The organism is Caulobacter ginsengisoli (assembly GCF_030814835.1).
GTDB lineage: Bacteria > Pseudomonadota > Alphaproteobacteria > Caulobacterales > Caulobacteraceae > Caulobacter > Caulobacter ginsengisoli.
On record NZ_JAUSVS010000011.1, the window covers coordinates 17,809 to 41,718 of the forward strand.

Here is a 23,910-nt window from a genome sequence, read left to right on the forward strand (position 1 = left end):
GGCGTTGCGGCAGCATTTTCCGGGCTTTGTGATGGAGTAGGGGCAGCGGCCGTTGGCTTGCGGTCGAAAAAAGCGTGGGTTCGTCCAGCAGCGAACGCAGCGCTCTGCCTCCGGTCTAGGGCCGCCAGCCGAGGGGCTTGATTTGTTCTGGTGCTGGTTGTCGAAATTAGGATACCTGTTTCACAACTGGGGAGAGGGGCGCACCTGGACACATCTCGTAGTCGAGGAAACTCGACCGTCAGATGCGCGTGATCGGATGAACTCGAACGAACACTATTGGTGGCGAATTGGAATGGAGCTCAAGCTTCGCCAAGCGAGCGGCGACGCCTTTCAGGACCTATTTTCCCGCCTTATGGCTAGACTACACGGGGACGATTTTGTCCGCGTCCGCCCCTTTGGGAGCTTAGGCGACAAGGGTTGTGACGGTTATCTCATCTCTGACGGAAAAGTATTCCAATGTTACGGCGCCCTCGGCGGAGATAAAGGCAAGGTAGAATCACTCATCGAGAAAATGGATGAGGATTTTGAGAAAGCTAAGCAGAAGCTTCCGCATATTATGAAGGAATGGCACATGGTCCACAATATAGTGGACGGGCTGCCTGTTCACGCCGTCGAGAAGCTTGAAGCCCTCAAGAAGGCCAATCCAAATCTTAAATTTGGCTTTATCGGCTTCGAGGGATTTATCGAACGGCTCTTCAAACTTCCAAAGGACGACATCGAAAATTTCGTCGGCCCCGTCGTCACTAATCAGGATGCGGTCAGCATGCAGTTGCCCGAATTGCGCGATCTGGTCGCGGCGGTCGCTGCGGCTGCAGATGCTGTCACAGCGGGTTCAAAGCCAATCAAGCCAGTACCGGTGGACAAGCTTGAATTGAACAAGCTCCCCGGCCATTGGCGATCGCTGATTGCCGGCGGATGGCAGAATGCGCATCACGTTCGCGACTATATCGCAAAGCACCATAATCCGATGCTGGGAGAAACGCTGGCCGGCGCTTTCCAAGGGCGATACCAGTACCTGAAAGCGCAGCTCCTGGAGCCCGCTGCGATCATGTACGCGCTCTACGTCATGGTGACTGGGCCGGGTGAGTCGACGCCCCAGAGACAGGTCGCCGCCCAGGCGCTCCTGGCTTACCTTTTCGAGAGCTGCGACATATTTGAAGATGCCCCCTCCGAGGCTACTGCATGATTTTGCCTGGCAAGCACCTACGCGAGGACAGGGCGCTTCTTGGCGTCGGCGCTGAGGTTCTCTCGCACCTAGGCGAAGAAACGACCGTCTCGGAACTATGGGAGAAGGTCCGAACTGCCCGCAATTCCGATACGCAATCGGCTCCTCTGTCATTCGACTGGTTCGTACTTGGCTTGAGTTTCCTGTTCGCAATCTCCGCCATTGAATTGCACCGGGGCATAGTCACCGCGACGAACGCGCCATGATATTAACAATTGAAAGCTCGATCGATTCCTTCAAGACCGTGCATTTTCGCGAAGGCTTGAATGTAGTGCTCGCGGAAACATCTCCACAATCAACAAACAAGCAGACGCGAAATAGCGCGGGCAAAACGAGCATTATTGAAATTATCCATTTTCTCCTGGGCGCGGATTGCAAACCAGATTCGTTGTTTCGTACGAAGGCGCTTATCGATCAGAGCTTCACAGGCTCATTTAGAGTAGACGGGCGGCTGATAAAAGTTCGGCGAAGTGGAGCGGCGCCTTCTCAAATTTTCATTCTGGAGGGTGGAGAGGACCGGCTCGGCTTGACGCTGAAAGTCGATAGAGAATTTGGCCTACCATGCACCTCGAACACCAATTGGAAGACCTACTTGGGGTTCGCTATGTTCGATCTCCCTTCAGACGTGAAGGGCACTGAGTTTGATGAGTCCTTCACTCCGTCCTTCCGGTCGATGATCTCTTACTTTGCTCGCAGAGGACCCGGGGCAATTCTCCACTGCGAACGCACCGCTGAGCAACAACAGCGCTGGGACTGGCAGGTCAATGTATCCTATATGCTTGGCTTGGACTGGCATATCCCCTTCGATCTCAATAAGGTTAGAGCACGCGAGGGCATGCTCGATGAACTCCGGAAAGCGGCGAAGGGGGGAGCCCTGGGAGATGTCGTTGGTACGGTAGCCGAGCTGAGACCCCAGCTAATAGTCGCACAACGCAAAGCCCAGTCGCTGCGGGACCAACTAGCGAGTTTCGAAGTTCTTGACTCGTATCGTGACCTGTCTCGCAGAGCAGCACGCGCAAAGACTGAGATTCAAGCGATCAATCGGGAAATAGTGAGCCGCTATGAAACTTTGAACCATTTGCTCGAAGCGCTTGCGGGTGAGACCCCGCCAGCGCAATCGGACTTGGAGCGCCTGTATGCTGCCGTGGGTATAGAATTACCGGGCGTAGCTTTGAGGCGATTTGAGGAGGTGCAACGTTTCCATGCGTCTGTTGTCTCAAACAGAAAGGCTCACCTTCAACAGGAGATCGACGAAACAAGTCGTGCGTTAGCGTCAGCGGATAGCCGCCTTGCGGCATTCTCGGCCGAGCGGAGCGAGATTCTTAGAACCCTTGAAGGAAAAGGGGCCTTGGAGGATTTCTTAACTCTACAGCGTCAACTGGCCGAACTCGAAGCCATTGCAGCTTCCCTCGGGGAACGCTTCAAAGCCGCCGAGTTACTAGAGGGAGAATCCACCCAACTGAAGCTTGATCGCACCAACATCAAGCTCAGGCTCCAGGCCGACCACCACGCGCGCAAAGATCTCTTGGATGAAGCCGTCGTACACGTGGCCGAGACAATCTCCGACCTCTACGACGACCGGACAGGGGGGCTGGTTGTCGAAGCCACCGAAAACGGGCCCGAGTTCCGAATTCACATTGAGGGTGATCGTGGGGGTGGAATATCCAACATGGAGGTCTACTGCTTCGATCTCATGCTTTTTGGTCTGGTCACTAAGCATTTGGGTGGGCCTGGATTCTTGATACATGACAGCCATCTTTTTGATGGCGTTGATGAACGCCAAATTGCTGCGGCGTTCGAACTTGGTCAGCGAGCGACAGCGGGTTTGGGTCTGCAGTACATCGTCACGATGAATTCGGACGTCTTTGACCGTCTGCCGCTGCCCGATGACGTAGAAAGAGAAAAGGTCGTTCTCCCCACCCGCCTGTCCGACCAGACGGAAACAGGTGGACTGTTTGGGTTTAGGTTCGACTAGTTCCTTTTGAGTGGGGGGACACAGTCAGCGCCTACCGCAAATACCCCACCACCAACCGCGTAGCCTCCTCCACCAGCGCCTCGACCCCCGCCTCCGCCAACCCCTCCCCCCGGTGCAGCACCGCCGTGTGGGTCAGGGCCTCGATCGTCGTCACGCAGACGAAGGCCGCTAGGTCCAGGTCGACCGCCCTCACCTCGGCCCGCCGGCCCTCCAGGTAGCCGCGGAACAGGCCGTAGGTTTCGCTGTTGAAGGCCTCGACGTTGACCAGGGCGCCGGTGCGCGGGGTCTGTTCGGCCAGGACGCGGTGGAGTTTGGGGTCTAAGCGGTGGGCTTCGATGGCGGCGGCGATGAGGCGTCTGGCGCCGGTTTCCAGGGGCTGGGCCTCGGCGTCGGCCAGGGCCCGGCGGACGATGGCCATCAGGTCCCGGTTGTGGCGGTCGATGACGGCGGCGACCAGGGCCTCCTTGCTGGGGTAGTATTGGTAGAGCGAGCCGATGCTGACGCCCGCCTCGCGGGCGATGCGGTTGGTGCTGGCCTGGTCGAAACCCTCGCGGACCAGAATGCGAGCGGTCGCCTCGATCAGGGCGTCGACCGTGGCGCGCGAGCGGTCCTGGGAGGCGGTTTTCCTTGGGCGTGTGAGCGGTTTGCGCGCCACGGGCCGCCCTCCTGAAAGCGAGTAGAAAATGGGAGCTATCGCTCACATTTTACAGGGAATGCGCCAGCGATCAACGGAGTTCCCATGACGCCCCTCCCCTATGCCCAGCTGATCGACATCAAGCGGTGGGCCGACCGCGGCCTGTATGAGGCGGTGGCCCGCAATTTCTCGGCCCTGAGCCCGGAGGACCAGTTCATCCTGCTGCGCGTGCTGGACCACATCCACACGGTCGACCGGATCTTCCAGCATCACCTGCGGGGCCTGCCCCACGGCTTTGCGGCGGCGCGGTCGGAGACGATGCCGGCGCTGGCGGCGCTGGCGGAGGGCGCCGCGGCGGTGGACGACTGGTACGGCGCCTATGTCGGCGGCCTGGCGGCGGCGGCGTTCGACGAGCCCGTCGACTTCGTCTTCACCAGCGGCAAGCCGGCCCGCATGACGCGCGGCCAGATCCTGCTGCATGTCTGCCTGCACGGGACCTATCACCGCGGCAACGCCGGGGCGCTGCTGCAGCTGCGCGGCCTGGTCCCCAGCCCGGACGCGATCACCGACTTCCTGGAGGCGGCGGCCTAGCCCCTGCTGTCGGCGGGCGGCATGGAGGTGGGATTACGGGTCGCTTCGCGACAGGAAGATAAGGGAGGGAAGAAGGGTAAGGGACGGCGCCGGACCAGGGCCCTCTGTTGCCGGCCGTTGATATTTATCGAGGCGCGAAGCGCCTCAACAAGACCCTGCCGGAGGGCAATACGCAGGGCGTCGGCCGCAGCCACGGCCCCTTCCTCTTCTTCTCTACCCTTATCTTCCTGTCGCGAAGCGACCCGTAAACCCACGCCTGACGCTTACGGCGCCTCGACCGCGTTCTCACGGAATTCGGCCGCCGGGACGAAGGCGGCGCCGTCGTCGTCCAGGACCCAGACGCCGATGAGGGCGGGGTGGGCCGGGTCGACCTCCTCGTCGATCAGGTCGCCGTCGTAGAGGCCGACGCTGCTGTAATCCAGGTCCAGGGAGAGCTGGTGGGTGAAGCCCACCATCTCCTCGGCCATCCGGCGCGAGTAGCCGAGGGCCTCGCTCTCGTTGACGAAGTCGTCGGACAGGGTGCTGACCTCGGCGCCCTCGGCGTCCTGGATCGCGGTCGTCGTGACGATGGTGTAGGCGGGCATGATGATGTCTCTGGGGGGAGGAAGCCCATCCCTACCCTGTTCCGGGGCCGGAGCGGGCCAGAATCGGCAAAAAACCTGCCTCAGCCGGCGTCGCGGTCGGCCTTCTTGGCGGAGCGGTAGGACTTCTGACCCCGGCGCTTGGCGTCCTTGGCCAGGCGGGCCGCCTTGTCCTCCACCGCCGCCAGCTCGGCCCCCAGCTTCTGGAAGCTGGCCCATCTCGCCGGGGCCAGCGCCCCGCTCTTCAGCGCGGCCTGCACGGCGCAGCCCGGCTCGCCGCCGTGGCTGCAGTCGCTGAAGCGGCAGGCGGCGACCAGGGCCTCGATGTCGTCGAACACCGCGCTGACTCCCTCCTCGGCGTCGATCAGCCCCACCTCACGGATGCCGGGGGAGTCGATGATCAGGCCGCCGCCGGGCAGCCGGACCAGTTGGCGGTGGCTGGTGGTGTGGCGGCCCTGGTCGTCGGACTCGCGGATGGCCTCGGTCGCCATGCGGTCCTCGCCCAGCAGGGCGTTGACCAGGGTGGACTTGCCGACGCCCGACGAGCCGATCAGCACGCAGGTCTCGCCGGGCGCCAGATGGGCCAGCAGGCCGTCCAGGCCCTGGCCCTGCCGCGCCGAGACGACGACGACCGGGCAGTCGGCGGCCAGGGCCTGCATCTCGGCGCGCTGGGCGTCCAGATCGGGGCTGAGGTCGGCCTTGGTCAGCACCAGTACGGGCCGCGCGCCGCTCTGCCAGGCGGCGGCCAGGAAGCGCTCGATCCGGCGCGGATTGAGGTCGGCGTTCAGCGAGGTGACGACGAAAGCCACGTCGATATTGGCGGCGATGACCTGGACGTCCTGGACGCTGTGGGCGGCCCGGCGCACGAAGGCGGTGCGGCGCGGCAGGATGGCGTGGATGGTGGCCGAGCGCTGGCCCGGTTCCAGCGACAGGGCGACCCAGTCGCCGACCACCGGATGGCCGGCCTCCCCGGCCTCGTGCATCAGCCGCCCGGCCGCCTTGGCCCGCAGCTCGCCCTGGTCGGCGAGCACCCGATAGCCGTTGCGCTGCTGGACGACGACCCGCCCGGGGGTGAGGCCCGCGCGGGCATGCGGCGCGAAGGCCTGCGCCAGCAGATCGGACCAGCCGTATTGCTCGATCAAGCGTGAACGTCCCATTGGCCGGCGCGCCGGGGCCCCACCTCTAAAGCGGCGGGGCCCCGGCGGCTAGCGCTCAAAGCCGCCCCTGCCCTACCACCAGCCCGGCATAGACCCCGCCGCGCGCCAGCAGCGCCTCGTGCGTCCCCTCCTCGGCGATGCCCTGCTCGGTCAGCACCAGGATGCGGTCGGCGTGACGCACCGTGGAGAGGCGGTGGGCGATGACCAGGGTGGTGCGGCCTTGGGCCAGGTCGGCCAGGGCCGCCTGGACGGCCCGTTCGCTCTCGGTGTCCAGGGCGCTGGTGGCCTCGTCGAAGATCAGCACGGCCGGGTCCTTCAGGAAGGCCCGGGCGATGGTCAGCCGCTGCTTCTGGCCGCCGCTGAGCTTCACCCCGCGCTGGCCGATGTCGGCGCCGTAGCCGCCGGGCAGGGCCACGATGAAGTCGTGGGCGTTGGCGGCCCGGGCGGCGGCTTCGATCTCGGCGCGGGTGGCGTCCGGGCGGCCATAGCGCAGGTTGTCGGCCACCGTGCCGGCGAACAGGTAGACGTCCTGCTGCACCACCCCGATATGACGGCGCAGGGAGTCCAGCCGGATGTCGCGGATGTCGGTTCCGTCCAGCCGGATGACCCCCTCGTTGGCCTCATAGAAGCGGGGGATCAGGGCGCAGAGGGTGCTCTTGCCCACCCCCGAGGCGCCGACCAGGGCGACGAACTCGCCCGGCTGGATGTCGAGGTTGAGGCCCCGCAGGACGTGGGGGCCGTCCTCCTGGTAGCGGAAGCCGACATTCTCGAAGCGGATGGCGCCGCGCGGCCTGGGGACAGCAACCGCGCCGGGACGGTCGCGGATGTCCGGCTCGGTCTCCAGGATCTCCATCACCCGGGCAAAGCCGGTGTAACCGGCCTGCCAGAGGCGGGTGAAGTTGGCCAGCCGCCGGACCGGGTCGACCAGCACCGCCACGCAGAGCAGGAAGGTCAGCATGTCGGCGACGCTTAAGCTGGCCTGCACCACCCGGACCGCCCCCAGCACGATGACCAGCACGGTCAGCAGCTCCGGGAAGCCCTCGGCGCCCAGCGAGAAGAAGGCCTCGCTGCGGTAGCCGGTGCGGCGGCTCTCCAGGAACTTCTGGTTCTCGGCCTCGAAGCGCCGGTTCTCTTCGGTTTCGCCGACGAAGGCCTGCACCACGCGGATGCCGGCCAGACTGTCCTCGACCCGCTCGTTGATCGCCCCGATCTGCCGGCGGCCCATCGCCAGGGCCCGGTTCATCCGCCGGCCGAAATACAGCGCCCAGGCCAGGGCGAAGGGCAGCAGGCCGGCGACGATCAGGGTCAGCATGGGGTCCAGGCTGGAGAGGACGAGGACCACGCCGACCGTCTTGAGCGCGGCGATGGCCAGGTCCTCGGGGCCGTGGTGGTAGAGTTCGCCCAGGTTGAAGAGGTCGTTGGTGATCCGGCTCATCAGCTGGCCGACCCGCTTGTTGTCGTAGAAGCGGAAGCTGAGCTTCTGGCAGTGCTCGAAGACGGCGCGGCGCAGGGCGCTCTCCATCTTCGCCCCCATCACATGGCCCTGGTAGTCGACGAACAGGGTCGAGAGGGCCTGGGCGACCAGCAGGGCCAGCATGACCGCGCCCATCTGCCAGATGCGGTCCAGCGACTGGGACGCCTCGGGGACCAGATGCTTGGTGACGAAGTTGGCGCAGAGCGGCAGGACCACCGCCGTCAACGACACGACGACCGCGCAGGCGAGGTCGGCGAGCAGCAGCGGGATGTGCGGCCGGTAGAAGGAAAGAAAGGTCTTCAGGCGGGCCCGGGTCAGGGCCGGGGCGGCATCAGGGGCGGCGTCGCGCCTCCCGAGTTCGGTGGAAGTCATGCGTTCTCATGTCCGGATGGAAGGGGGCGTTGTGGTCGGACATGAGAGGTTTCATAGGGCGCCCTCCTTCAGCGTTGGGGGGACTATCCGTGGGGTTCGTGGGTTCTGCAAGAGAGGAAGATTAGGTCCACGAACCACACGAACCACACGAACAGGAAGCGCTGAACGCTCTGACGGCCGAAGGCCTATGATCAAACAGACCCTTCGGGTCGAGCTCGGAATTGCGCGGCCCGTTCGTGTGGTTCGTGTGGTTCGTGGACAAACCTTGCGGCGGTCAGTCCAGCCCCGGCGTCACCGTCTTCGCCTCCTCGTCCGGCGACCGTGGCCGGTGTACCAGCGTCACCAGCACGAAGCTGAGCAGGATCAGCAGGTACCAGCTGCCCATCTTGCTCACCGAGACCATGTGCCAGCCGTCGCGCTGCGAGGGGTAGACCCAGGCGCTGGCGAAGGTGCCGAGGTTCTCGGCCAGCCAGATGAAGAAGCTGACCAGGATCAGGCCCAGCAGCATGGGCATGCGGCGGGGCTTGAGGTCCGGGGTGAAGACGAACCAGGTCTGGGCGTAGGCCAGGGCCGTGAGGGCGAAGAGGGCCCAGCGCATGTCCAGGATGTAGTGGTGGCTGAAGAAGTTGACATAGGACCCGACCGCCAGGGCCCAGCTGACCCACAGCGGCGGGAAGCGGATGAAGCGGATGTCGAACAGCCGCCAGATGCGAGCGATGTAGCTGCCGATGCAGGCGTACATGAAGCCTGAGAACAGGGGCACGTCGCCCAGCCGCAGCAGGCTGGGCTCGGGATAGATCCAGCTGCCGTGGGCGGTCTTGAAGACCTCCATCGCCGTGCCGACGACGTGGAAGACCAGGATGACCAGGGCCTCGTTCCAGTGCTCCAGCTTCATCGCGAGAAGCGCGACCTGGACCAGGACGGCGGCGATCACCAGAAAATCGTAGCGGGCGATGGGGGCGTGGTCCGGCCAGAACAGATGGCTGCCGACCAGCAGGGCCAGCATGATGGCGGCAAACAGGCAGGCCCAGGCCTGCTTGAGGCCGAACAGCAGGAACTCGTAGAGGCCCGCCCGCAGCGGCGAGCGCTCGGCCCAGGGCCGCATCGCAGCGTCCAGGGCGATGACCCGGCTCTTGATCTGGTCGTTGAAACTCATGGTCATCGAATGTCACTGGCGCGGCGGGGTGGCCAGACGGCATGATCCGCCCATGACCGCCACTTTCCCCACAGCCCCGGACAGCCACGCCCTGGAGCGCGGCGCCGTCCTCGCCCCCAGCTTCGACGCCAATGGCCTGATCGCGGCGGTGGCCACCCACGCGGCGACCGGCGAGGTGCTGATGCTGGCCTGGATGAACGCCGAGGCGCTGCAGGCGACCCTGGACACCGGTGAGGCCCATTATTTCAGCCGCTCGCGCCAGGCCCTGTGGAAGAAGGGCGAGACCTCCGGCCAGGTTCAGAAGGTGGTGGAACTGCGCGTCGACTGCGACCAGGACGCCGTCTGGCTGAAGGTCGATCCCCAGGGCGACGGCGGGGCCTGCCATGTCGGCTTCCGCTCCTGTTTCTATCGCGTCGTCGAGGACGGAAAACTGGTGGAGCGCCCATGACCATAGCCGAGAGCCTGATCGCCTTTTCCATCGCCGCCGGCCTGCTGACCCTGACGCCGGGCCTGGACACCGCCCTGATGCTGCGCACCGCCGCCGTCGAGGGGCCCAAGCGCGCGGCGGCCACGGGGGCCGGCATCCTGACCGGCTGCCTGGTTTGGGGAGCGGCCGTGGCCATCGGTCTGGGCGCGCTGCTGACCGCCTCGGAAATGGCCTTCACCCTGCTGAAATGGGCCGGCGCGGCCTATCTGGTCTGGATGGGGGCGGGGATGATCCTCAAGCCCCGCCGGACCTACGACCCGGTTCCCGCCAGCCGGCCGCCGGGCGGCTCGCCCTACCCCCTGCGCGCCGGCGAGGTCGGCGGCTTCAACCGCGGCCTGATGACCAACCTGCTCAATCCCAAGGTGGGCGTCTTCTATGTCAGCTTCCTGCCGCAGTTCGTCCCGGACGGCGTGGCGGCGGGGCCGTGGATGTTCGGCCTGGCCGGACTGCACGCGGCCATGGGGGCGGTCTGGTTCGTGGTGCTGGTCGCCGCCACCCTGCCCCTGGCCGGGCTGCTGCACCGCCCGGGCGTGGTGACCTGGCTGGATCGGATCACCGGCGGGGTGCTGATCGGGTTCGCGGTCAAGCTAGCGCTGGCGCGTCGCTAGGGCCCGCCGCTAGACTTTCACCACCGGCCCCACGCCTCCAGCCTCGGCGGCCACGGTGAAGCTGGCCAACGTGCGGGTCTCGAAGGCGGGCTCCATGATGGTCGACACCGCCACCATATCGGCCCGCGCCTGTTCGCGGGTCAGGGTCAGCAGCACGAACCCCTTGGCCCCGGAGTCGTTGAACACCACCTCCTCGCTGGCGTCGGCGAAGGCCTGGCCGATCGGGGCGTCCGGCACCGCGTCGCTGAAGCCGGGGCTGGTGATCCCCGTGGCCCCGAACTCGGCCGCCACGCGTCGGCCTGAGGCGTCGGCCAGCTGGTTGGCCCAGAAGGCGTGGCTGTCGCCCGACAGCACGATCGGCCGGGCCTTGGCGGCGGTGAAGGCGGCATAGACCCGCTCGCGATCGGCCGGATAGCCGTCCCAGCTGTCGAGATTGTAGGGCAGGCCCAGGGCCGCCAGGTCGCTGACCCGCGCCAGCCGCTTTTTGGCGTTGCCCGCCTGCTTGGCCAGCAGGGCCTCGAAGGCGTCCCTGCCCATGGTCTTGACCAGGTCGGGCGCTGTGGCCCGGGCCATGACCACCTGGTTGCCGATCACCTGCCAGGCCTTGCCGCCGGCAACGGAACTCTTGAGCTCGCCGGTCAGCCAGGCCTCCTGGTCGGGGCTCATCAGCCGCCGGGCCGGGTCGGTCAGTCTGGCCTTGAAGGCGGCGACATCGGGCTTGTCGCCCAGGCCCGGCAGGTCGGCCGCATAGGTCAGCTGCCTGGAGCGGGCGCTGATCCGGGTCTCGACCATCAGCAGGCTGACCAGGTCGCCGAACTGGAAGCCGCGCCAGATGGAATCGCTCATCTTCCCCGGCGCCGGCTCGCGGATGGGCATCCACTCGAAATAGGCCCGGATGGCGGCGGCCTTGCGGGTGGCCCAGTCGCCTTCCTTGTCGGGCTGATGGTTCTCGGCCCCGCCCTGCCAGGTGTCGTTGGCGCTCTCGTGGTCGTCCCAGACCACGATCCAGGGGGCGCGGGCGTGGGCGGCCTGCAGCTTGGGATCCGACTTGGCCTGGGCGTGGCGGCGGCGATAGTCGGCCAGGGTCAGAATCTCGTGCGGCGGGTCGACGAAGCGGTTCAGCTTCTGGCCCTGCTCGGCGCCATAACCGTCCTTGCCGTATTCGTAGATGTAGTCGCCCAGGTGCAGTACCGCGTCCACCCGTTTCAGGTCGGCGATGGCCTGGTAGGCGTTGAAATGGCCGCCCTGCCAGAGTGAGCAGCTGGCCACGGCCAGCACCACGTCCTTGGTGGGGCCGGCCGGCAGGGTGCGGGCGCGGCCGATGGGCGAGGCGACCCCGCCGACCCGGAACCGGTACCAATAGGCCTGACCGGGCTTGAGGTCCGTGGCGTCGACCTTGACCGTCCAGTCGCGGCCGGCGTCGGTGGTGAAGCTTCCCTTGCGGACGATCTTTCCGAAACCGGCGTCGGCGGCCACCTGCCAATCGCCCTTCACGGCCTCCTCGCCGGCCGGGGTGATCCGGGTCCAGAGCATCACCCGGTCGGAGAGCGGATCGCCGCTGGCCACGCCATGGCTGAAGGTGACGGCGGGCGGCGCGGCGCAGGCGGCGCCCGGCGCGGCGGCGGCTCCGAGCAGGGCCAGGGCCTGGCGACGGTCCAGACGCATGATGTGACTCCTCCGATCAGGCCGACACTCTGGTCGGCCTTGATGACAGTGGCGTATCAGGCCAGGGTGACCGGCCCCACGCCGCCCTTCTCTCCGGGCGCCACCGTGAAAGTCTTGAGCACCGCCGCCTCAGCCTCGGGCTTGAGGATGGTCGAAACCCCCATCATCTCGGCCCGCGCCTGGCTGTGGGTCAGGGTCAGGACCACGAAGCCCTTGGCGCCATGGTCGGTGTAGACGACGCCGTCGTTCTGCTCGACGAAGCTCTGGTTGACTGGAACGTCGGCGCCCAGCACGTCGGTGAAGCCGGGGCTGGTGATCCCCGTCGCGCCGAACTCGGCCCCCACCCGCTCGCCGGTGACGCCGTCCAGCAGGTCGTTGGCCCAGTGGGCGTGGCTGTCGCCGGCCAGGACGATGGGCCGGGCCTTGCTGGCCTTGAACAGGTCATAGACCCGCTGGCGGGCGGCCGGATAACCGTCCCAGGCATCCAGGTTGTAGGGCAGCTTCAGCCGGGCGATGGGCGTGGCCTGGGCGACCTGGGGCGCGATGTCCTTGGGCAGCCGGTCGAGCATGGCCTTCCAGGCCGCCGGGGTCATGGCGGCCTGCAGGTCGGGCATCTTCACATGGGCCATGACCACCTGGTTGCCGAGCAGCTGCCAGGTCACCCCGGCCTTGACCGAGTCCTTCAACTGGCGGCCCAGCCAGGCCTCCTGCCTGGGGCCCAGCATCTGCCGGGCCGGGTCGTTCCATTTGGCGACGAAGGCGGCGCGGTCGGGCTTGCCGGCGACCATCAGGTCGGTCCCGTAGTCGGGCGGGATGTCGCGCGCGCCCAGTCGGGTCTCGACCATGATCAGTTCGGCCAGGTCGCCGAACCGGAAACTGCGCTCGATGCCGGTGACCAGGTCGCCGGAGGACGGCTCGCGGATCGGCATCCATTCGTAATAGGCGCGCAGGGCCGCGGCCTTGCGGTCGGCGAACGCGCCTTCTGTCTCCGGCTGATGGTTCTCGCCGCCGCCATGCCAGGTGTCGTTGCACACCTCGTGATCGTCCCAGACCACGATGAAGGGGGCGCGGGCGTGGGCTGCCTGCAGGTCGGGGTCGGACTTGGCCTGGGCGTGGCGGACGCGATAGTCGGCCAGGGTCAGGCATTCGTGGGTCGGCTGCACCACCCGGCCGAGCTTGGTCCCGATCTCGCCGCCGAACCCGTCGTCGCCATACTCGTAGATGTAGTCGCCCAGGTGCACCACCGCGTCGACCCGCGCCAGATCGGCGATGGCCCGGTAGGCGGTGTAGTAGCCGCCCGGATAGAGGGCGCAGGTGGCGACCGCCAGGACCGCCTCATCGGTCTTGCCCTTGGGCAGGGTGCGGGAGCGCCCCGTCGGCGAGATCGTCCCCCCGCACTCGAAACGGTACCAGTAGTCGCGGCCAGGCTTGAGGCCCGGGACGTCGATCTTCACGCAGCCGTCGCGGGCGGCGTCCGAGGTGGCGACGCCCTGCTTGGCCACCTTGGCGAAGGCGGCGTCCTCGGCGATCTGCCAGGTCAGGGCCCGATCGCCCGCCACCCGGGTCCACAGGATGACGCGGTCGGTCAGCGGATCGCCGCTGGCGACGCCATGAGCGAAGACGGCTGGGCCCTGGGCTTGCGCCTGGCCCGTCCCCGCCACCGCCGCCGCGCCGGCCAGGGCAAAGGCCTGTCTGCGATTGAGAGTCATGCTCCTTCCCCGAACCTTATGGTTTTCGGGGATCATCGCCGGTTTGGCGCGGAAGGGAAGCGGGAGTTTGCCGGCGGGCCCGCCGGTCAGGGCGGCCCGCCGGCAGAGCGACTAGCGCAGGCCGCCGCCGGCCGTCAGCTTCTCGCCGGTGAGCCAGCGGGAGTCATCGGAGGCCAGGAAGACGGCGACGTCGGCGATGTCGTCCGGCTGGCCGACCCGGCCCAGCGGGGTCTGGGCGACCAGGGCCGTCTCGAGCGCCGAGCCGATGAAGCCCTGGCTGAGCGTGCCCTCGGTCTCGACCATGCCGGGATTGATGGAGTTGACCCGGATCTTGCGGGCGCCCAGCTCGACGGCCAGCACGCCGGTGATGGCGTCCAGCGCGCCCTTGGTCCCGGTGTAGACGGCCGACTCCGGCGGCAGCACGGTGGTCACCCCCGAGCCGATATTGATGATGCTGGCCCCCTCGCCCAGGTGTTTGGCCGCCGCCTGGGTGGCCAGCAGCGGGCCCAGGACGTTGACGTTGAACATCCAGTGGAACCGGTCCTCGGTGATGTCGGCCAGGGCCGAGAACTCATAGACGCCGGCGTTGTTGACCAGGATGTCGAGACGGCCATAGGCCGCGATGGCGGCGTCGATGACCCGCTGAGCGTCGGCGGCCTTGGAGACATCGCCCTGGGCGGCCAGCGCCTTGCCGCCCACCTCGGTAATGGCCGCGACGACGGCATCGGCCCCGGCCTGGCTGGAGGCATAGTTGACGACCACCGAGGCGCCCTCGGCGGCCAGCGCCTTGGCGATGGCGGCGCCGATGCCTTTCGAGGCGCCGGTGACGACGGCGACGCGGCCGGTGAGCTTGCCGGAGAGTTTCGCGGTGGCGCGGGCTGTGAGCGTGGACATGACAGAGGTTCCTTCCAAGAACGATGGGGACTCGATAGGGACCTGGAGGCGCGACCGGGATGGCGCCGAGCCTTAAGTCCCATAGTTCGGGAAATTGGAACTATTGAACCAATCTTCAAGGCGCCCTAATTAGAAAAATCATGAGGCCGCTGTTTCACCCCCCCATCGAGGCTGTCCGCCTGGAGGCCGTCCTCCACGCGCTGTCGGACCCGGTGCGGGTGGCCATCTTCGCCGACATCGCCGGCGCCGACTGCGCCAGGACCTGCTCGGCCTTCGCCAGCGTCAACGACCGCCAGATCCCCAAGTCCTCGCTCTCCCAGCATTTCAAGGTGCTGCGCGAAGCGGGCCTGATCCGCTCCGAGCGCCAGGGGGTGGAGATGCACAACACCGCGCGCTGCGCCGAGATGGAGGGACGGTTTCCGGGACTGGTGGCCGCGATCGTCAAGGCGCACGAGGTCGAGGCGGCGGGCCGGACCGAGGGGATTGAAGGCCTGGCCGCGAAATGATGGTGTGGACGGCGTCCAGACGAGGATCGCCGCCATGCTTGACCACATCACCTTCGGCATCACCAGCTTCGCCCGCTCGACGGCCTTCTACGACAAGGCCCTGGCCCCGCTGGGCGTGAAGCGCCTGTTCGACGTCCCGCCCGAGCACACCGGCGGGATCAGCGTCACCGGCTACGGCGACACCAGGCCGTGGTTCTGGATCGCCGAACAGGACGCGACGACAGGCAAGCTGCACATCGCCCTCCAGGCCAAATCACGGGCGGACGTGGACGCCTTCTACGCGGCGGCGATGGCGGCGGGCGGCCGGGACAACGGTGGGCCGGGGGTCAGGCCGCACTATCATCCGGACTATTACGGGGCGTTTGTGCTGGACCCCGATGGGCACAATATCGAGGCGGTTTGCCATACGGCGGCGGGGTAAGGTTTAGACCCGTCGGAGTTCGCCGACGATCCCCGACCGGCCGGAGGTGAGGGCGGCGATGGCGCCCTGGCTGATCTCCTGGTCGGTGAGCCAGCGCCAGCCGCCGCCGGTCGTGGGCTGGCTGCCCAGGCGGACGCTGATGAATGAGCCGGCCGGCGCCTGGGGCTGGCCGTCCAGGCTGCCGAGCACGAGCACGACCCGCGCCTGAGGCAGCAGAGGCAGGAGCCAGGCCAGGATCGGCTCCGGCTCGTGCAGCCACAGGAGCGCGCGATCCACCCTGGGCGTCCGGCTCAACGCGCCGACCAGGTCGTCGCGAAAGGTCGGGCCGGTCCAATCCGAGTCGAGTGGCGCAAACCGGCGGTCCCCCGGCGCAAAGCCGCTCGCACGGCGCGCCACCAGCAGGGTGGCCGTCGACCGGTCGGCGAGCCAGCGCGTGGCCTGGGCCAGCATGCCGGTCCCGCCGATGACCAGACTGGAACCTCGCGCCGCCATCCGCTCCCTTATGGGCCCCTGTGGGGAATTTCGGGTCCCTGGGGTCAGGGTGGGGCGAGGCTGGGGGCCTTGCAATGGGCTAGCGGCCGGCGCGATGGGAATTGACGGCCGCGCCCCGGGCGGTGCTAAACCTGCTCGGGCGACTTCGCGGCGCGGGGCGTAAGGAGCCAGGGCGGGACCCCTGGCGGGACCGATCGATGGTGGCGAACCTGGACCTGCTGGCCTTCATCCGACGCAGCATCCCCTCTGTCTGGGCGATGGATGTGCTGCTGCTGGTGCGTCAGGCGCCGGCGCGCAGCTGGTCGGCCGGCGAGCTGGTCGGCGAGCTGCGGGCCAGCGACGCGGTGGTGATGGGCGCCCTGGCCGGCCTGCAGAGCGAAGGCCTGGTGGCCGAGGGCGAGGACGGCCGGTTCCGCTTCGCCCCCGTCGCGGCGGCGCTGGAAGAGCTGACCGATGCGCTGGCCCAGGCCTATGCGGAACGGCCGGTGGCGGTCATCAACGCCATCGTTTCCAACCAGAGCCAACTGGAGGCGCTCGCGGACGCCTTCCGGCTCGCCTGGCCGAGGCGGTGAGCCTGCAGGCGCTGATCTATGGCCTGTGCGTCGTCGCCAGCGCCGCCTGCGCCGCCCTGCTCGGCCGGGCCTATCTGCGAACCCGCACCCGTCTGCTGCTGTGGACCGCCGTCAGCTTCTGTTTCTTCGCCCTCAACAACCTGATCCTGGCCGTGGACATGCTGGTCCTTCCCTCGGTGGATCTGTGGGTCTGGCGCCAGGCCGCCGGCGGGATGGGCCTGGGCGTGCTGCTGTTCGGCTTCGTCTGGGAAATGCGATGACCGCCTCGCCCGGCGTCGTGCTGTTCGTGTCCGGCGCCATGAGCGCCGGCTTCGCCATTGCGGGCCTGTTCTTCCTGCGCTTCTGGGTCAAGACGCGCGACCGGCTGTTCGCCGCCTTCGCGGTGGCCTTCTGGCTGATGGCGCTCAACCAGGCGGTCGCCGGCTTTTCGCGCGCCGCCCATGCCGAGACGGGCGGCGCCTATCTGCTCCGGCTGGCGGCCTTTTCGCTGATCATCCTGGCGGTGCTGGGCAAGTCCGGCGGCCGCGCGCCCTAGGGTCCGTACTCAATACCGCTCATCCCCGCGAAAGCGGGGACCCAGGCTTTTTGCTGTTGAGGGCGATTCTGACAGGTCGGGGCGGCTGTAAGTCCGCTACGAAAAACACCTGGGTCCCCGCTTTCGCGGGGATGAGCGGATACTAAGTTCTTGAATTATCTCGATCTCAATTGAGTCCGGACCTAGCGGCCGGCGGCGACCCGCCCCGCGGCGCGGCAGGCGGCGTAGCTCCAAGCCGCATAGCCCAGGGTGACTGCCATGGCCCCGGCGACCGCCGCCATCGAGCCGGTGTCGGCTATGGCCAGCGGGGCGAAGGCCCAGAGGCCGGCTTGCGCTAAGCCGGCCAGGGTGAAGGCCCAGCCGCCCACGCGCAGGGCCGCCTGGGTGCGGGCCTGGACGACCGGCGAGCGGCGCATCGGGCCCAGCTGCTTGGGCATCAGGTTGGCGTAGGCGGCAAGGCCCAGGCCGATGAGGATCTGTGTGATCTGGCGGGCCTGGTCCTGGTCGATGACCCCGGCGGCGGTGGCGGCTTTCAGGCCAAAGGCCACGGCGATAATCAGGGCGCCGACGGTGAGAGCGCCGATCAGGCGGTTGGTCATCATGACTGGGTTTCCTTGCGGAGGGTTGGCTCGGTCCCGATGCCGAAAGCCGAGGAGAAGCCCAGGATGGCGTCCTCGAGGACCGAGAGCTTGAGGCGGTAGGTGATGGTGGCGCCCTGCTTGTCGGCGTCGACCAGGTCGGCCTCGCGCAGCACGGCGAAATGGGCCGACATGGTGGGCTTGGAGACGGTGAACTGGTCGCTGAGCTCGCCCGCCGTCATCGGCCGCTGGCGCAGCAGTTCCAGCACGCGGCGGCGCGTGGGGTCCGACAGGGCTTTGAAGACGCGGTTCATGATTGGTATTTAGCTAAATATCGAAATGATTGTCAAGCGCCTCTTCGAGACCGAATGCTGAGAGTCGCGGCGACGGCAGACCGCGCGCGCCCCTCGCGACGGGCAGTCGGCTGAGCCGGGCCTCCCGGACCGTTCAATCGACCATGGTGAACGCGCGGAACTCGTGCTTGTCTGGGCCGATGCGAAAGCTGACGCGGCTGGTCCGGCAAAATCTCAGTTGGCAGGGCCGAGCGCCTCGCACGACCCTGTACCTCTCTATCGGGCTTGTGTACCTGGCCGGTTTTCTGACCATTCCACTGTTGCTGTTGCAGTTGGCGGTTCCGAGCCCGCCCCTTGTGTGGCTTGTCAGTCTCATCCTGTTCGCCCTGGGGGCCATGGTTGCGGTGTTCTTTCTCGGCGCCCTCGTTCGGCGCCTTCACGACCGCGACAGAAGCGGATGGTGGCTGCTGGTTTTCTTCGGTCCGCACATGGCGCTGGCGAGCGGGCTCTCGCAGATTCCCGCGACCGAGCAGCAGCTCATGACCATTGTTCTGATTGTGGGAATCTTCCTGGTCGCGCCGTTCCTGGTGTGGGGGATGGTGGAGGTTTTCCTTCTGCGGGGCGTCAAGGGCGCCAACAGATACGGTCCTGACCCCCTTCGACTGGCGGATTCACCGCAGCCCACGCCCGCCCCATAGCCTTTGCGCCGTCCAAGGTCTGGCTGGAACGAGCGCCCGGCCTTACCGCGTCACAGCGATGCCGCCTGGCTTGAAGCGCGCGAAATCCGGAAACGCCACGTCGTTGCGCGGCGCCGCGCCGGCATAGCTCTGGATGTCGGCCAGCATGCCGGGCCAGGCCGCATCCATCTCCCCGGTCCAGGCCTGGCCCAGCGCTTCGCGCGTCGCCCGGGCGACAAAGCCGAAGAAGGTCACGAACACTTCGCGCGGCACGTCATAACCCTCGTGGGTGACCATCTCGGTGCGCAGCATGTGGTCGGCGTAGCGGCGCTCGCCGATGAAATCGAGGATGGCCTCGAACACCCGGGCCAGCATCTCGCCCTTGATGGCCCCGTCCTGGTCCCGCCAGAAATAGGCCTGGGTGTCGGGAAAGGCCGCGAACATCAGCTCATAGACCCTGCCCGTCAGGTCGATGTCGCGCTCGGCGACCGCCTCGAGACTGGCCTCGACGCCGGCGGCGTAGCTGTAGCCCATGGCCATCTCCCCTGCCCCGGCAGCTTACGGGGCTGTCGCATCGGTGGGAACCGTGGATGAAGCCCCCACCGGGCTGGCTGCGGGCGCGCTTGTAGCGCGCCTCGGCCGGCCATCCGCCCCCGAAGGGGGCGGATAAAAAAACCCCGGACAGCTTGCGCTGCCCGGGGCCAATGGAAAGGGCCCTCGGGGGAAGACCCTTGCTCGACCTCACCTAACGCTACCTGTCGGGGGGGCGGCGGCGAGGACGACGGGGAGAGAGCGGCTTAGCCTGCGACAGCCATCAGGGACGATTGGGCCGGTACGGAGAGGGCCATGACCACGACCACAACCAGCGAGGCGGCGGCGATAGCTAGGGGAATGAGCTTCATGGTCTTGACTTCCGGCTTCGTTTCCTGAAGGCGGCTGAGCCGCTCTCGTTGTCCCCGTTCTAGGGGGGCAGGCCGGATGAGGTCAGATGCATCGGCGGTCGGCGACATGCGCAACGGTTGCAGATGGATCGCGCACCGGACATGCAACCGTTGCATTTGTTGCATGCAACGGGTTGCATTTCCGTGCAGGTTGATGGAATTCTTCCGGGCATGACGATGGCGGCGACGACGGAAAACGGGGCGTTTTCGGCAAAGCTGGAGCTGGTGCTCAAGGCGTTGTCGATGAGTCGTGGCCGGCTGGCGGCGGACCTGGGGGTCGACAAGTCCCTGGTCGGGCGCTGGGCCTCAGGGACGGTGACGCCCTCGCAGCACAATCTCTCGAACCTGACCCAGCTGCTGGCGTCCAAGCGGCCGGGCTTCACGATGCACGACTGGGACCGCGACCTGGAAAGCCTGGCGGCGCAGTTCGGGGTCAGTCCCCCGGCGGTCAACGGCCACGCCCCAGCCCTGAACGGCCATGCGCCCCAGCCCCGCACCGAGGACCTGACCCTGCTGGCCCCGCTGCTGGACCAGGCGCGGATGGCCACCGAGCGGCGCGGCAAGGCCTATGAGGGCTTCTGGCGCACCACCCGGCCGTCGGTGATGATGCCGGGCCTGTTCTTCCACGACTTCGGCATGATCCGCCGCGGCTCCAGCGGCATGCTGGACTTCCAGATGGGCGGCTCGGGCTTGCTGTGGGAAGGCTGGATGCTGCCGGCCGAGGGCCAACTGTTCGTCATCCTCTACGACACCGTGGGCCTGACCCCGGTGTTCCTGATCTTCAATGGCGTGCCCCTGCCCAAGGCCGAACTGCTGGACGGCATCGTCACCGCCGCCGCCCTGGACGCCGCCCGCACCCCGTCCAGCTATCCGATCATCCTGGAGCGAATCGGCGACCTGACCGGCGACAAGGCGGCGGACGACGCCCGCTGCCAGGAACTGCTGAACCAGGACACCCGCGCCCCGGTCGACGGCCTGCCGGACAACATCAGGCGCCACCTGCTGCGCGACATCGGCCCCGAGGCGGCCGCCAAGGGCGGGCCGCTGCTGCTGCTGGCCCCCGCGACCGGATCCCTGACCCGCGGGGTCAGCGCCGGCGGGCACCTGCACGGCTAGAACCAATCGACATTCAGGCTTTGAAACCTCCTAAAACCCGCTCACCCCGGCGAATGCCGGGGCCCAGATCATAAGGCTCGGTCTGGCGGTCTATCCCCAATGCGGCGGATGCATCTGGATCCCGGCATTCGCCGGGATGAGCGGTCAAAAGAACGGGTCGCCGCCGAATGTCGAACGCCCTAGGGGCGGCCGAACAACCGGCCGAGGACGCCGCGAGGCCGGGGCGGCGCGATCAGCCGATCCCATTCCGCCAGCCAGTCGGCTTCCTGGCCGCTCGCCATGCGGGCCTGCAGGGTCATCGGTGCGTCGAACGGCTCCCCGGCCTTGCGGCGGCGCTGCTCCTCCGCGAGCAGGCGGGTGAAGACGACATTCCAGACGAAGAACTGGTGGTCCTTGGCGTCGGCGAAGGCGGTCGGATCGCGCAGCAGGCGCTCAAGCTCCTCGGCGGTCAGGTCGCCGGCTCGAAAATGATCCAGGGGTGAGCGGACAGGCTCGACCCGGACATAGCCGCCGCCCTCGCGGCGCAGGTGGTGGCTCTTGAGGAAGCCGTCCGAGGGAGTCTCCCCAAGCAGGCCGAAGATCTCCAGTTCGACCTCCAACGGAACGCCCTCGGCATGGGCGACCACCTCATCGTCACGATCGCCTGGAAAGGGGGCGGCAAGGTCGGGAGGGACGGCGGGGTAGACGTGATCGGCGCCCTCGGAGGCAAAGTGGCGTGTAGGGTAGCCCCCCGGCCAGCGGCCCAGCACCTCGGCTATCAGGGCCGCCCGGTTGGCCAGATAGGGATGCGGGGGCGGGTCGTCATCGTTGCGATCCAGGAGATCCTCGGGCGCCGAGCGCCAGAAGAGGGTGGCGGCGGTGCCGGCGTCGCAGGCGTCCTGGCGAACAATCCAGAGAGGGACGTCGTCGCCCTGGTCCCAGTTCCAGGAGACGGCGACACCATGCCAGTCGCGTGGGCCCCGCGCCGCCAGCCAGGCAATGGTCCGGTCCAGAGTGAGCTGTCTGCGGTCCATCCTTGCCTCCTTTGCGGCCAAGCTGGCGTGCTCTTCGCTTCCGAAGTTCGTCGGAGCCTGCCACGAGATGTGGCGAACTTCGAAATCGGGACACTAGGGCCGATCGACATTCATCGATCTCTGAGATTCACACTCCCACCTAAATTCCGTCATGGCCGGCCGAAGGGCCGGCCACCCATAGACTCGGTGCGTCAAGCCGCTCTCGGACAGCGCCGCCGCTAACCGTCATTGCCGGTGTTTATGGGTCGCCGGGACAAGCCCGGCGATGACGGTTGAAGGGTGGTTTGGAGCTATCACACCTGAATGTCGATCGATCCTAGGCGTCCGCTCTTCCGAGCGAGTCGGCCATGATCCAGGCCGTCCCCAGCAGCACCAGGGTCACGCACAGCTCCGACCAGTTCTCGCCCGCCCGGGGATCGGCCAGGATGTGCGGCCCGTGGGCCAACAGGGCGAACAGAGCGTACATCGCCCCCAGCAGGACCATCGCCAGCCGCGCGCGAACGCCGGACAGCAGGGCCAGGCCGGCCGCGGCCTGCGCCACGCCCGTCGCATAGACCCAGAACAGCTGGCTTGGCGGCAGCCAGGCCGGGACGAAGGGCGCGCTGAACTTGGCGTAGACGAAATGGGCGGCGCCGAAGACCAGCAGGCAGAGGCCAAACGCCAGTCGGGAGACCCGGGCCAGGCCGCCCGGGCCGCCGGCCATCGCCCAGGCCGCCGCCGCGCCGGCCATCATGCCGACCAGCTCGCAAAAGCTCTCCCAACTGACGAATACGGCGGGCCTGGCCAGCAGTTGCGGGGCGTTCACGGCCGCCACCCAGAAGGCCAGCAGGCCGGTCAGGGCCATGGCGCCCAGGCTCGCCGCCCGCGGCAGGTTCATCGCCGCCCCGCCCAGGATCAGGAGGGCGGCCGTCGCGTAGAGGACGATGTCGTGGAGCGGAAAGCCGGCCGGGAGACGCTGCCCGACCGCCAGTTGCGGATACAGCAACCCCATCACCCCCAGGGCGATGGCGCTAAGACCAAAAAACCGTCCGCCGTTGCTCATGGAACTCCCCGTTCAGCGCTTCTCCACGCGCGTGTAGATCAGGGCCCCGCGCTTCCTGGCCCGTTCGAGGTCGCAGCCGCCCTGGAATCGCGAGCCCCGCTTGCGCAGGTCCTCCAGGCTCAGCAGGTCGGGCCAGCGGGTGCGGTCGGCGCAGACCGCGCCGGTCGGGCCCCAGCCGGCCTCGAAGGCGAATTTGACGTCCTCGCCCGTCTCCGATCTCTGGATGCCGATATCGTCGAAGACGTCGATGGTGGTGCCGTTCTTGGTGAAGGCCTGGCCGCGGCCGTCATAGTCGGCGCGGACCGTGTGCTGGCAGGCCTCGTAATAAGGCAGCAGGTCCTCGCCCTTGGGGCCTTCCTTCCAGGGATTGTAGCCCCAGAGGATGCATTTGCCCTGCGAACCGGAGGTGCAGGTCAAAAACCAGGCCTTGGGATTCTTGACGAACTGCCCCTTGTCGTCCCAGGCGCCCGCGACCGGGAAGCCCGCCTCGCGGCCATAGGCGTCGCTGTCGCAGAGCGGGCTGTACTGGCCGGTCTCGGGGTCCTTGATCGAGAAGGCGTGCAGCAGGACGTCCGGCTGTTCCTTGGAGGGGGTGACCGAATCGATGCGGACGGTGGAGGGAAGGCCGTCGATCTCCATGTCGAACTCGGCCCCGACCAGGTCCCTGGAGGTCAGGCGGGCGTCGGGGGTGACCAGGACGAAGGTCGTGCCCTCGACGCTGAGGACGGCATCCGCGGCCCGGGCGGGGCCGCCCACGATCAGGGCCAGGCCCGCGAGCGTCAGGGCCAGGAAGAGTCGGGCCATGGATGATCCCCCAAACAGAAAGTCCCGGACGGTTGCCCGCCCGGGACAGGAGCCTGAAAAACCGGTGTTGTCTAGCGGACGGCGAGGGCCTTGCCGTCGGCCAGCCGCACGGCGGTGACCTTGGGCGCCACGACCGGCGCGCCGGTGCGGGCCGCGCCGTTCACCTTGGAGCCGTTGAGCTGCAGGCCGTTGGGCTGGACGCCGTTGAACGGGATGCCGTTCAGGCTGACGCCGTTGAACGGGATGCCGTTCAGGCTGACGCCGTTGAAGGGGAGGCCGTTCAGCGTGACGCCAGCCGCCGCCGGGGTGGCGATCAGGGCCGGGGCGGCGAGCAGGGCGGCGGCGAGGGCGATGCGGGCGATCGTCTTGGTCATGGTCGTTTCCTAAAAAGT

Annotated in this window: 29 protein-coding genes; 13 read left to right on the forward strand and 16 right to left on the reverse strand. The window is 67.3% G+C overall.

What is annotated here, in order from left to right:
• Positions 1–292 precede the first annotated feature (292 nt).
• From QO010_RS20590 to QO010_RS20600, 3 genes are read left to right on the forward strand one after another with little or no spacing between them, the layout of a single operon-like run.
• Positions 293–1,186, forward strand: a complete 894-nt coding sequence (locus tag QO010_RS20590; protein WP_307352359.1) for an ABC-three component system protein — start codon at positions 293–295, stop codon at positions 1,184–1,186.
• Positions 1,183–1,431, forward strand: coding sequence for an ABC-three component system middle component 6 (locus QO010_RS20595; RefSeq protein WP_307352361.1), 249 nt, complete (start codon positions 1,183–1,185; stop codon positions 1,429–1,431). Before QO010_RS20590 ends, QO010_RS20595 begins: the two co-directional genes overlap by 4 nt.
• Positions 1,428–3,200, forward strand: coding sequence for an ABC-three component system protein (locus QO010_RS20600; protein WP_307352363.1), 1,773 nt, complete (start codon positions 1,428–1,430; stop codon positions 3,198–3,200). The genes QO010_RS20595 and QO010_RS20600 overlap by 4 nt, the downstream gene beginning before the upstream one ends.
• A gap of 31 nt (positions 3,201–3,231) precedes the next feature.
• On the opposite strand, the gene QO010_RS20605 is transcribed toward QO010_RS20600, so the two are convergent.
• The gene (locus QO010_RS20605; protein ID WP_307352365.1) at positions 3,232–3,855 is read right to left on the reverse strand and encodes a TetR family transcriptional regulator; all 624 of its coding nucleotides are present in this window, start codon (positions 3,853–3,855) and stop codon (positions 3,232–3,234) included.
• Between the two features lie 84 nt (positions 3,856–3,939).
• Between QO010_RS20605 and QO010_RS20610 the strand changes: the two genes are divergently transcribed.
• Positions 3,940–4,425: a DinB family protein gene (locus tag QO010_RS20610; protein ID WP_307352367.1), complete on the forward strand. Its 486-nt coding sequence runs from the start codon at positions 3,940–3,942 to the stop codon at positions 4,423–4,425.
• Positions 4,426–4,688: 263 nt separating this feature from the next.
• On the opposite strand, the gene QO010_RS20615 is transcribed toward QO010_RS20610, so the two are convergent.
• The 4 genes from QO010_RS20615 to QO010_RS20630 all read right to left on the reverse strand — a co-directional run bounded on the left by QO010_RS20615 (position 4,689) and on the right by QO010_RS20630 (position 9,165).
• The gene (locus QO010_RS20615; RefSeq protein WP_307352369.1) at positions 4,689–5,009 is read right to left on the reverse strand and encodes a hypothetical protein; all 321 of its coding nucleotides are present in this window, start codon (positions 5,007–5,009) and stop codon (positions 4,689–4,691) included.
• An 80-nt stretch (positions 5,010–5,089) separates the two neighbouring features.
• Positions 5,090–6,148 carry a ribosome small subunit-dependent GTPase A gene (gene rsgA / locus QO010_RS20620; protein ID WP_307352370.1) on the reverse strand — a complete coding sequence of 353 codons (1,059 nt, stop codon included), beginning with the start codon at positions 6,146–6,148 and terminating at the stop codon, positions 5,090–5,092.
• Positions 6,149–6,218: 70 nt separating this feature from the next.
• Positions 6,219–8,009, reverse strand: a complete 1,791-nt coding sequence (locus QO010_RS20625; protein WP_307352371.1) for an ABC transporter ATP-binding protein — start codon at positions 8,007–8,009, stop codon at positions 6,219–6,221.
• A 274-nt stretch (positions 8,010–8,283) separates the two neighbouring features.
• Positions 8,284–9,165, reverse strand: a complete 882-nt coding sequence (locus QO010_RS20630; protein ID WP_307352573.1) for a DUF817 domain-containing protein — start codon at positions 9,163–9,165, stop codon at positions 8,284–8,286.
• 52 nt (positions 9,166–9,217) lie between these two features.
• Here QO010_RS20630 and hisI point away from each other — a divergent pair, with 52 nt between their 5' ends.
• The gene (gene hisI, locus QO010_RS20635) at positions 9,218–9,613 is read left to right on the forward strand and encodes a phosphoribosyl-AMP cyclohydrolase (RefSeq protein ID WP_307352373.1); all 396 of its coding nucleotides are present in this window, start codon (positions 9,218–9,220) and stop codon (positions 9,611–9,613) included.
• Positions 9,610–10,260: a LysE family translocator gene (locus tag QO010_RS20640; protein WP_307352375.1), complete on the forward strand. Its 651-nt coding sequence runs from the start codon at positions 9,610–9,612 to the stop codon at positions 10,258–10,260. Before hisI ends, QO010_RS20640 begins: the two co-directional genes overlap by 4 nt.
• Before the next feature lie 9 nt (positions 10,261–10,269).
• Here QO010_RS20640 and QO010_RS20645 read toward each other — a convergent pair whose 3' ends face one another.
• The 3 genes from QO010_RS20645 to QO010_RS20655 form a co-directional block, all read right to left on the reverse strand.
• Entirely contained in the window at positions 10,270–11,925 is a 1,656-nt protein-coding gene (locus QO010_RS20645) for an alkaline phosphatase D family protein (RefSeq protein WP_307352377.1), read from the reverse strand.
• A 56-nt stretch (positions 11,926–11,981) separates the two neighbouring features.
• The gene (locus QO010_RS20650) at positions 11,982–13,634 is read right to left on the reverse strand and encodes an alkaline phosphatase D family protein (protein ID WP_307352379.1); all 1,653 of its coding nucleotides are present in this window, start codon (positions 13,632–13,634) and stop codon (positions 11,982–11,984) included.
• A 111-nt stretch (positions 13,635–13,745) separates the two neighbouring features.
• Positions 13,746–14,528, reverse strand: coding sequence for a glucose 1-dehydrogenase (locus QO010_RS20655; RefSeq protein ID WP_307352381.1), 783 nt, complete (start codon positions 14,526–14,528; stop codon positions 13,746–13,748).
• A 140-nt stretch (positions 14,529–14,668) separates the two neighbouring features.
• Here QO010_RS20655 and QO010_RS20660 point away from each other — a divergent pair, with 140 nt between their 5' ends.
• Both QO010_RS20660 and QO010_RS20665 read left to right on the forward strand, forming a co-directional pair.
• Entirely contained in the window at positions 14,669–15,034 is a 366-nt protein-coding gene (locus QO010_RS20660) for an ArsR/SmtB family transcription factor (protein WP_307352383.1), read from the forward strand.
• Positions 15,035–15,068: 34 nt separating this feature from the next.
• Positions 15,069–15,455: a VOC family protein gene (locus QO010_RS20665; protein WP_307352384.1), complete on the forward strand. Its 387-nt coding sequence runs from the start codon at positions 15,069–15,071 to the stop codon at positions 15,453–15,455.
• Positions 15,456–15,458: 3 nt separating this feature from the next.
• Here QO010_RS20665 and QO010_RS20670 read toward each other — a convergent pair whose 3' ends face one another.
• Positions 15,459–15,947, reverse strand: coding sequence for a Rossmann-fold NAD(P)-binding domain-containing protein (locus QO010_RS20670; RefSeq protein WP_307352385.1), 489 nt, complete (start codon positions 15,945–15,947; stop codon positions 15,459–15,461).
• 197 nt (positions 15,948–16,144) lie between these two features.
• Between QO010_RS20670 and QO010_RS20675 the strand changes: the two genes are divergently transcribed.
• From QO010_RS20675 to QO010_RS20685, 3 genes are read left to right on the forward strand one after another with little or no spacing between them, the layout of a single operon-like run.
• Positions 16,145–16,519: a hypothetical protein gene (locus QO010_RS20675; protein ID WP_307352387.1), complete on the forward strand. Its 375-nt coding sequence runs from the start codon at positions 16,145–16,147 to the stop codon at positions 16,517–16,519.
• Positions 16,516–16,779 carry a DUF5985 family protein gene (locus tag QO010_RS20680; RefSeq protein WP_307352389.1) on the forward strand — a complete coding sequence of 88 codons (264 nt, stop codon included), beginning with the start codon at positions 16,516–16,518 and terminating at the stop codon, positions 16,777–16,779. The genes QO010_RS20675 and QO010_RS20680 overlap by 4 nt, the downstream gene beginning before the upstream one ends.
• Positions 16,776–17,054, forward strand: coding sequence for a DUF5985 family protein (locus QO010_RS20685; RefSeq protein ID WP_307352391.1), 279 nt, complete (start codon positions 16,776–16,778; stop codon positions 17,052–17,054). The genes QO010_RS20680 and QO010_RS20685 overlap by 4 nt, the downstream gene beginning before the upstream one ends.
• Positions 17,055–17,236: 182 nt before the next feature.
• On the opposite strand, the gene QO010_RS20690 is transcribed toward QO010_RS20685, so the two are convergent.
• Positions 17,237–17,656 (reverse strand): hypothetical protein, encoded by a 420-nt coding sequence (locus tag QO010_RS20690; RefSeq protein WP_307352393.1) that lies wholly within the window; start codon positions 17,654–17,656, stop codon positions 17,237–17,239.
• Positions 17,653–17,946, reverse strand: a complete 294-nt coding sequence (locus QO010_RS20695; protein ID WP_307352395.1) for an autorepressor SdpR family transcription factor — start codon at positions 17,944–17,946, stop codon at positions 17,653–17,655. Before QO010_RS20695 ends, QO010_RS20690 begins: the two co-directional genes overlap by 4 nt.
• A 179-nt stretch (positions 17,947–18,125) precedes the next feature.
• Between QO010_RS20695 and QO010_RS20700 the strand changes: the two genes are divergently transcribed.
• On the forward strand, positions 18,126–18,623 hold the full coding sequence (locus QO010_RS20700; RefSeq protein WP_307352398.1) for a DUF805 domain-containing protein: 498 nt from the start codon (positions 18,126–18,128) through the stop codon (positions 18,621–18,623).
• Positions 18,624–18,665: 42 nt separating this feature from the next.
• Here the strand turns inward: QO010_RS20700 and QO010_RS20705 are convergent, their stop codons facing one another.
• Entirely contained in the window at positions 18,666–19,136 is a 471-nt protein-coding gene (locus QO010_RS20705) for a globin domain-containing protein (protein ID WP_307352400.1), read from the reverse strand.
• 578 nt (positions 19,137–19,714) lie between these two features.
• On the opposite strand from QO010_RS20705, the gene QO010_RS20710 reads away from it, so the two are divergent.
• On the forward strand, positions 19,715–20,659 hold the full coding sequence (locus QO010_RS20710; protein WP_307352402.1) for a helix-turn-helix domain-containing protein: 945 nt from the start codon (positions 19,715–19,717) through the stop codon (positions 20,657–20,659).
• Between the two features lie 179 nt (positions 20,660–20,838).
• Here the strand turns inward: QO010_RS20710 and QO010_RS20715 are convergent, their stop codons facing one another.
• The 4 genes from QO010_RS20715 to QO010_RS20730 form a co-directional block, all read right to left on the reverse strand.
• Positions 20,839–21,672: a DUF4274 domain-containing protein gene (locus QO010_RS20715; protein ID WP_307352404.1), complete on the reverse strand. Its 834-nt coding sequence runs from the start codon at positions 21,670–21,672 to the stop codon at positions 20,839–20,841.
• Between the two features lie 316 nt (positions 21,673–21,988).
• Positions 21,989–22,714, reverse strand: coding sequence for a DoxX-related protein (locus QO010_RS20720; protein ID WP_307352407.1), 726 nt, complete (start codon positions 22,712–22,714; stop codon positions 21,989–21,991).
• A 12-nt stretch (positions 22,715–22,726) separates the two neighbouring features.
• Positions 22,727–23,518 (reverse strand): ADYC domain-containing protein, encoded by a 792-nt coding sequence (locus QO010_RS20725; protein ID WP_307352409.1) that lies wholly within the window; start codon positions 23,516–23,518, stop codon positions 22,727–22,729.
• Between the two features lie 71 nt (positions 23,519–23,589).
• The gene (locus tag QO010_RS20730; protein WP_307352411.1) at positions 23,590–23,892 is read right to left on the reverse strand and encodes a hypothetical protein; all 303 of its coding nucleotides are present in this window, start codon (positions 23,890–23,892) and stop codon (positions 23,590–23,592) included.
• Positions 23,893–23,910: the final 18 nt, after the last annotated feature.

Coding starts and splice junctions, on each gene's coding strand:
- QO010_RS20645 (WP_307352377.1), bottom strand. CDS start 11,925: ATGCGTCTGGACCGTCGCCAGGCCCTGGCCCTGCTCGGAGCCGCCGCC.
- QO010_RS20690 (WP_307352393.1), bottom strand. CDS start 17,656: ATGATGACCAACCGCCTGATCGGCGCTCTCACCGTCGGCGCCCTGATT.
- QO010_RS20695 (WP_307352395.1), bottom strand. CDS start 17,946: ATGAACCGCGTCTTCAAAGCCCTGTCGGACCCCACGCGCCGCCGCGTG.
- QO010_RS20630 (WP_307352573.1), bottom strand. CDS start 9,165: ATGAGTTTCAACGACCAGATCAAGAGCCGGGTCATCGCCCTGGACGCT.
- QO010_RS20670 (WP_307352385.1), bottom strand. CDS start 15,947: ATGGCGGCGCGAGGTTCCAGTCTGGTCATCGGCGGGACCGGCATGCTG.
- QO010_RS20730 (WP_307352411.1), bottom strand. CDS start 23,892: ATGACCAAGACGATCGCCCGCATCGCCCTCGCCGCCGCCCTGCTCGCC.
- QO010_RS20665 (WP_307352384.1), top strand. CDS start 15,069: ATGCTTGACCACATCACCTTCGGCATCACCAGCTTCGCCCGCTCGACG.
- QO010_RS20610 (WP_307352367.1), top strand. CDS start 3,940: ATGACGCCCCTCCCCTATGCCCAGCTGATCGACATCAAGCGGTGGGCC.
- QO010_RS20705 (WP_307352400.1), bottom strand. CDS start 19,136: ATGGGCTACAGCTACGCCGCCGGCGTCGAGGCCAGTCTCGAGGCGGTC.
- QO010_RS20650 (WP_307352379.1), bottom strand. CDS start 13,634: ATGACTCTCAATCGCAGACAGGCCTTTGCCCTGGCCGGCGCGGCGGCG.
- QO010_RS20595 (WP_307352361.1), top strand. CDS start 1,183: ATGATTTTGCCTGGCAAGCACCTACGCGAGGACAGGGCGCTTCTTGGC.
- QO010_RS20660 (WP_307352383.1), top strand. CDS start 14,669: ATGAGGCCGCTGTTTCACCCCCCCATCGAGGCTGTCCGCCTGGAGGCC.
- QO010_RS20590 (WP_307352359.1), top strand. CDS start 293: ATGGAGCTCAAGCTTCGCCAAGCGAGCGGCGACGCCTTTCAGGACCTA.
- QO010_RS20720 (WP_307352407.1), bottom strand. CDS start 22,714: ATGAGCAACGGCGGACGGTTTTTTGGTCTTAGCGCCATCGCCCTGGGG.
- QO010_RS20615 (WP_307352369.1), bottom strand. CDS start 5,009: ATGCCCGCCTACACCATCGTCACGACGACCGCGATCCAGGACGCCGAG.
- QO010_RS20625 (WP_307352371.1), bottom strand. CDS start 8,009: ATGACTTCCACCGAACTCGGGAGGCGCGACGCCGCCCCTGATGCCGCC.
- QO010_RS20715 (WP_307352404.1), bottom strand. CDS start 21,672: ATGGACCGCAGACAGCTCACTCTGGACCGGACCATTGCCTGGCTGGCG.
- QO010_RS20655 (WP_307352381.1), bottom strand. CDS start 14,528: ATGTCCACGCTCACAGCCCGCGCCACCGCGAAACTCTCCGGCAAGCTC.
- QO010_RS20600 (WP_307352363.1), top strand. CDS start 1,428: ATGATATTAACAATTGAAAGCTCGATCGATTCCTTCAAGACCGTGCAT.
- QO010_RS20685 (WP_307352391.1), top strand. CDS start 16,776: ATGACCGCCTCGCCCGGCGTCGTGCTGTTCGTGTCCGGCGCCATGAGC.
- QO010_RS20640 (WP_307352375.1), top strand. CDS start 9,610: ATGACCATAGCCGAGAGCCTGATCGCCTTTTCCATCGCCGCCGGCCTG.
- hisI (WP_307352373.1), top strand. CDS start 9,218: ATGACCGCCACTTTCCCCACAGCCCCGGACAGCCACGCCCTGGAGCGC.
- QO010_RS20710 (WP_307352402.1), top strand. CDS start 19,715: ATGACGATGGCGGCGACGACGGAAAACGGGGCGTTTTCGGCAAAGCTG.
- QO010_RS20700 (WP_307352398.1), top strand. CDS start 18,126: ATGCGAAAGCTGACGCGGCTGGTCCGGCAAAATCTCAGTTGGCAGGGC.
- QO010_RS20725 (WP_307352409.1), bottom strand. CDS start 23,518: ATGGCCCGACTCTTCCTGGCCCTGACGCTCGCGGGCCTGGCCCTGATC.
- QO010_RS20675 (WP_307352387.1), top strand. CDS start 16,145: ATGGTGGCGAACCTGGACCTGCTGGCCTTCATCCGACGCAGCATCCCC.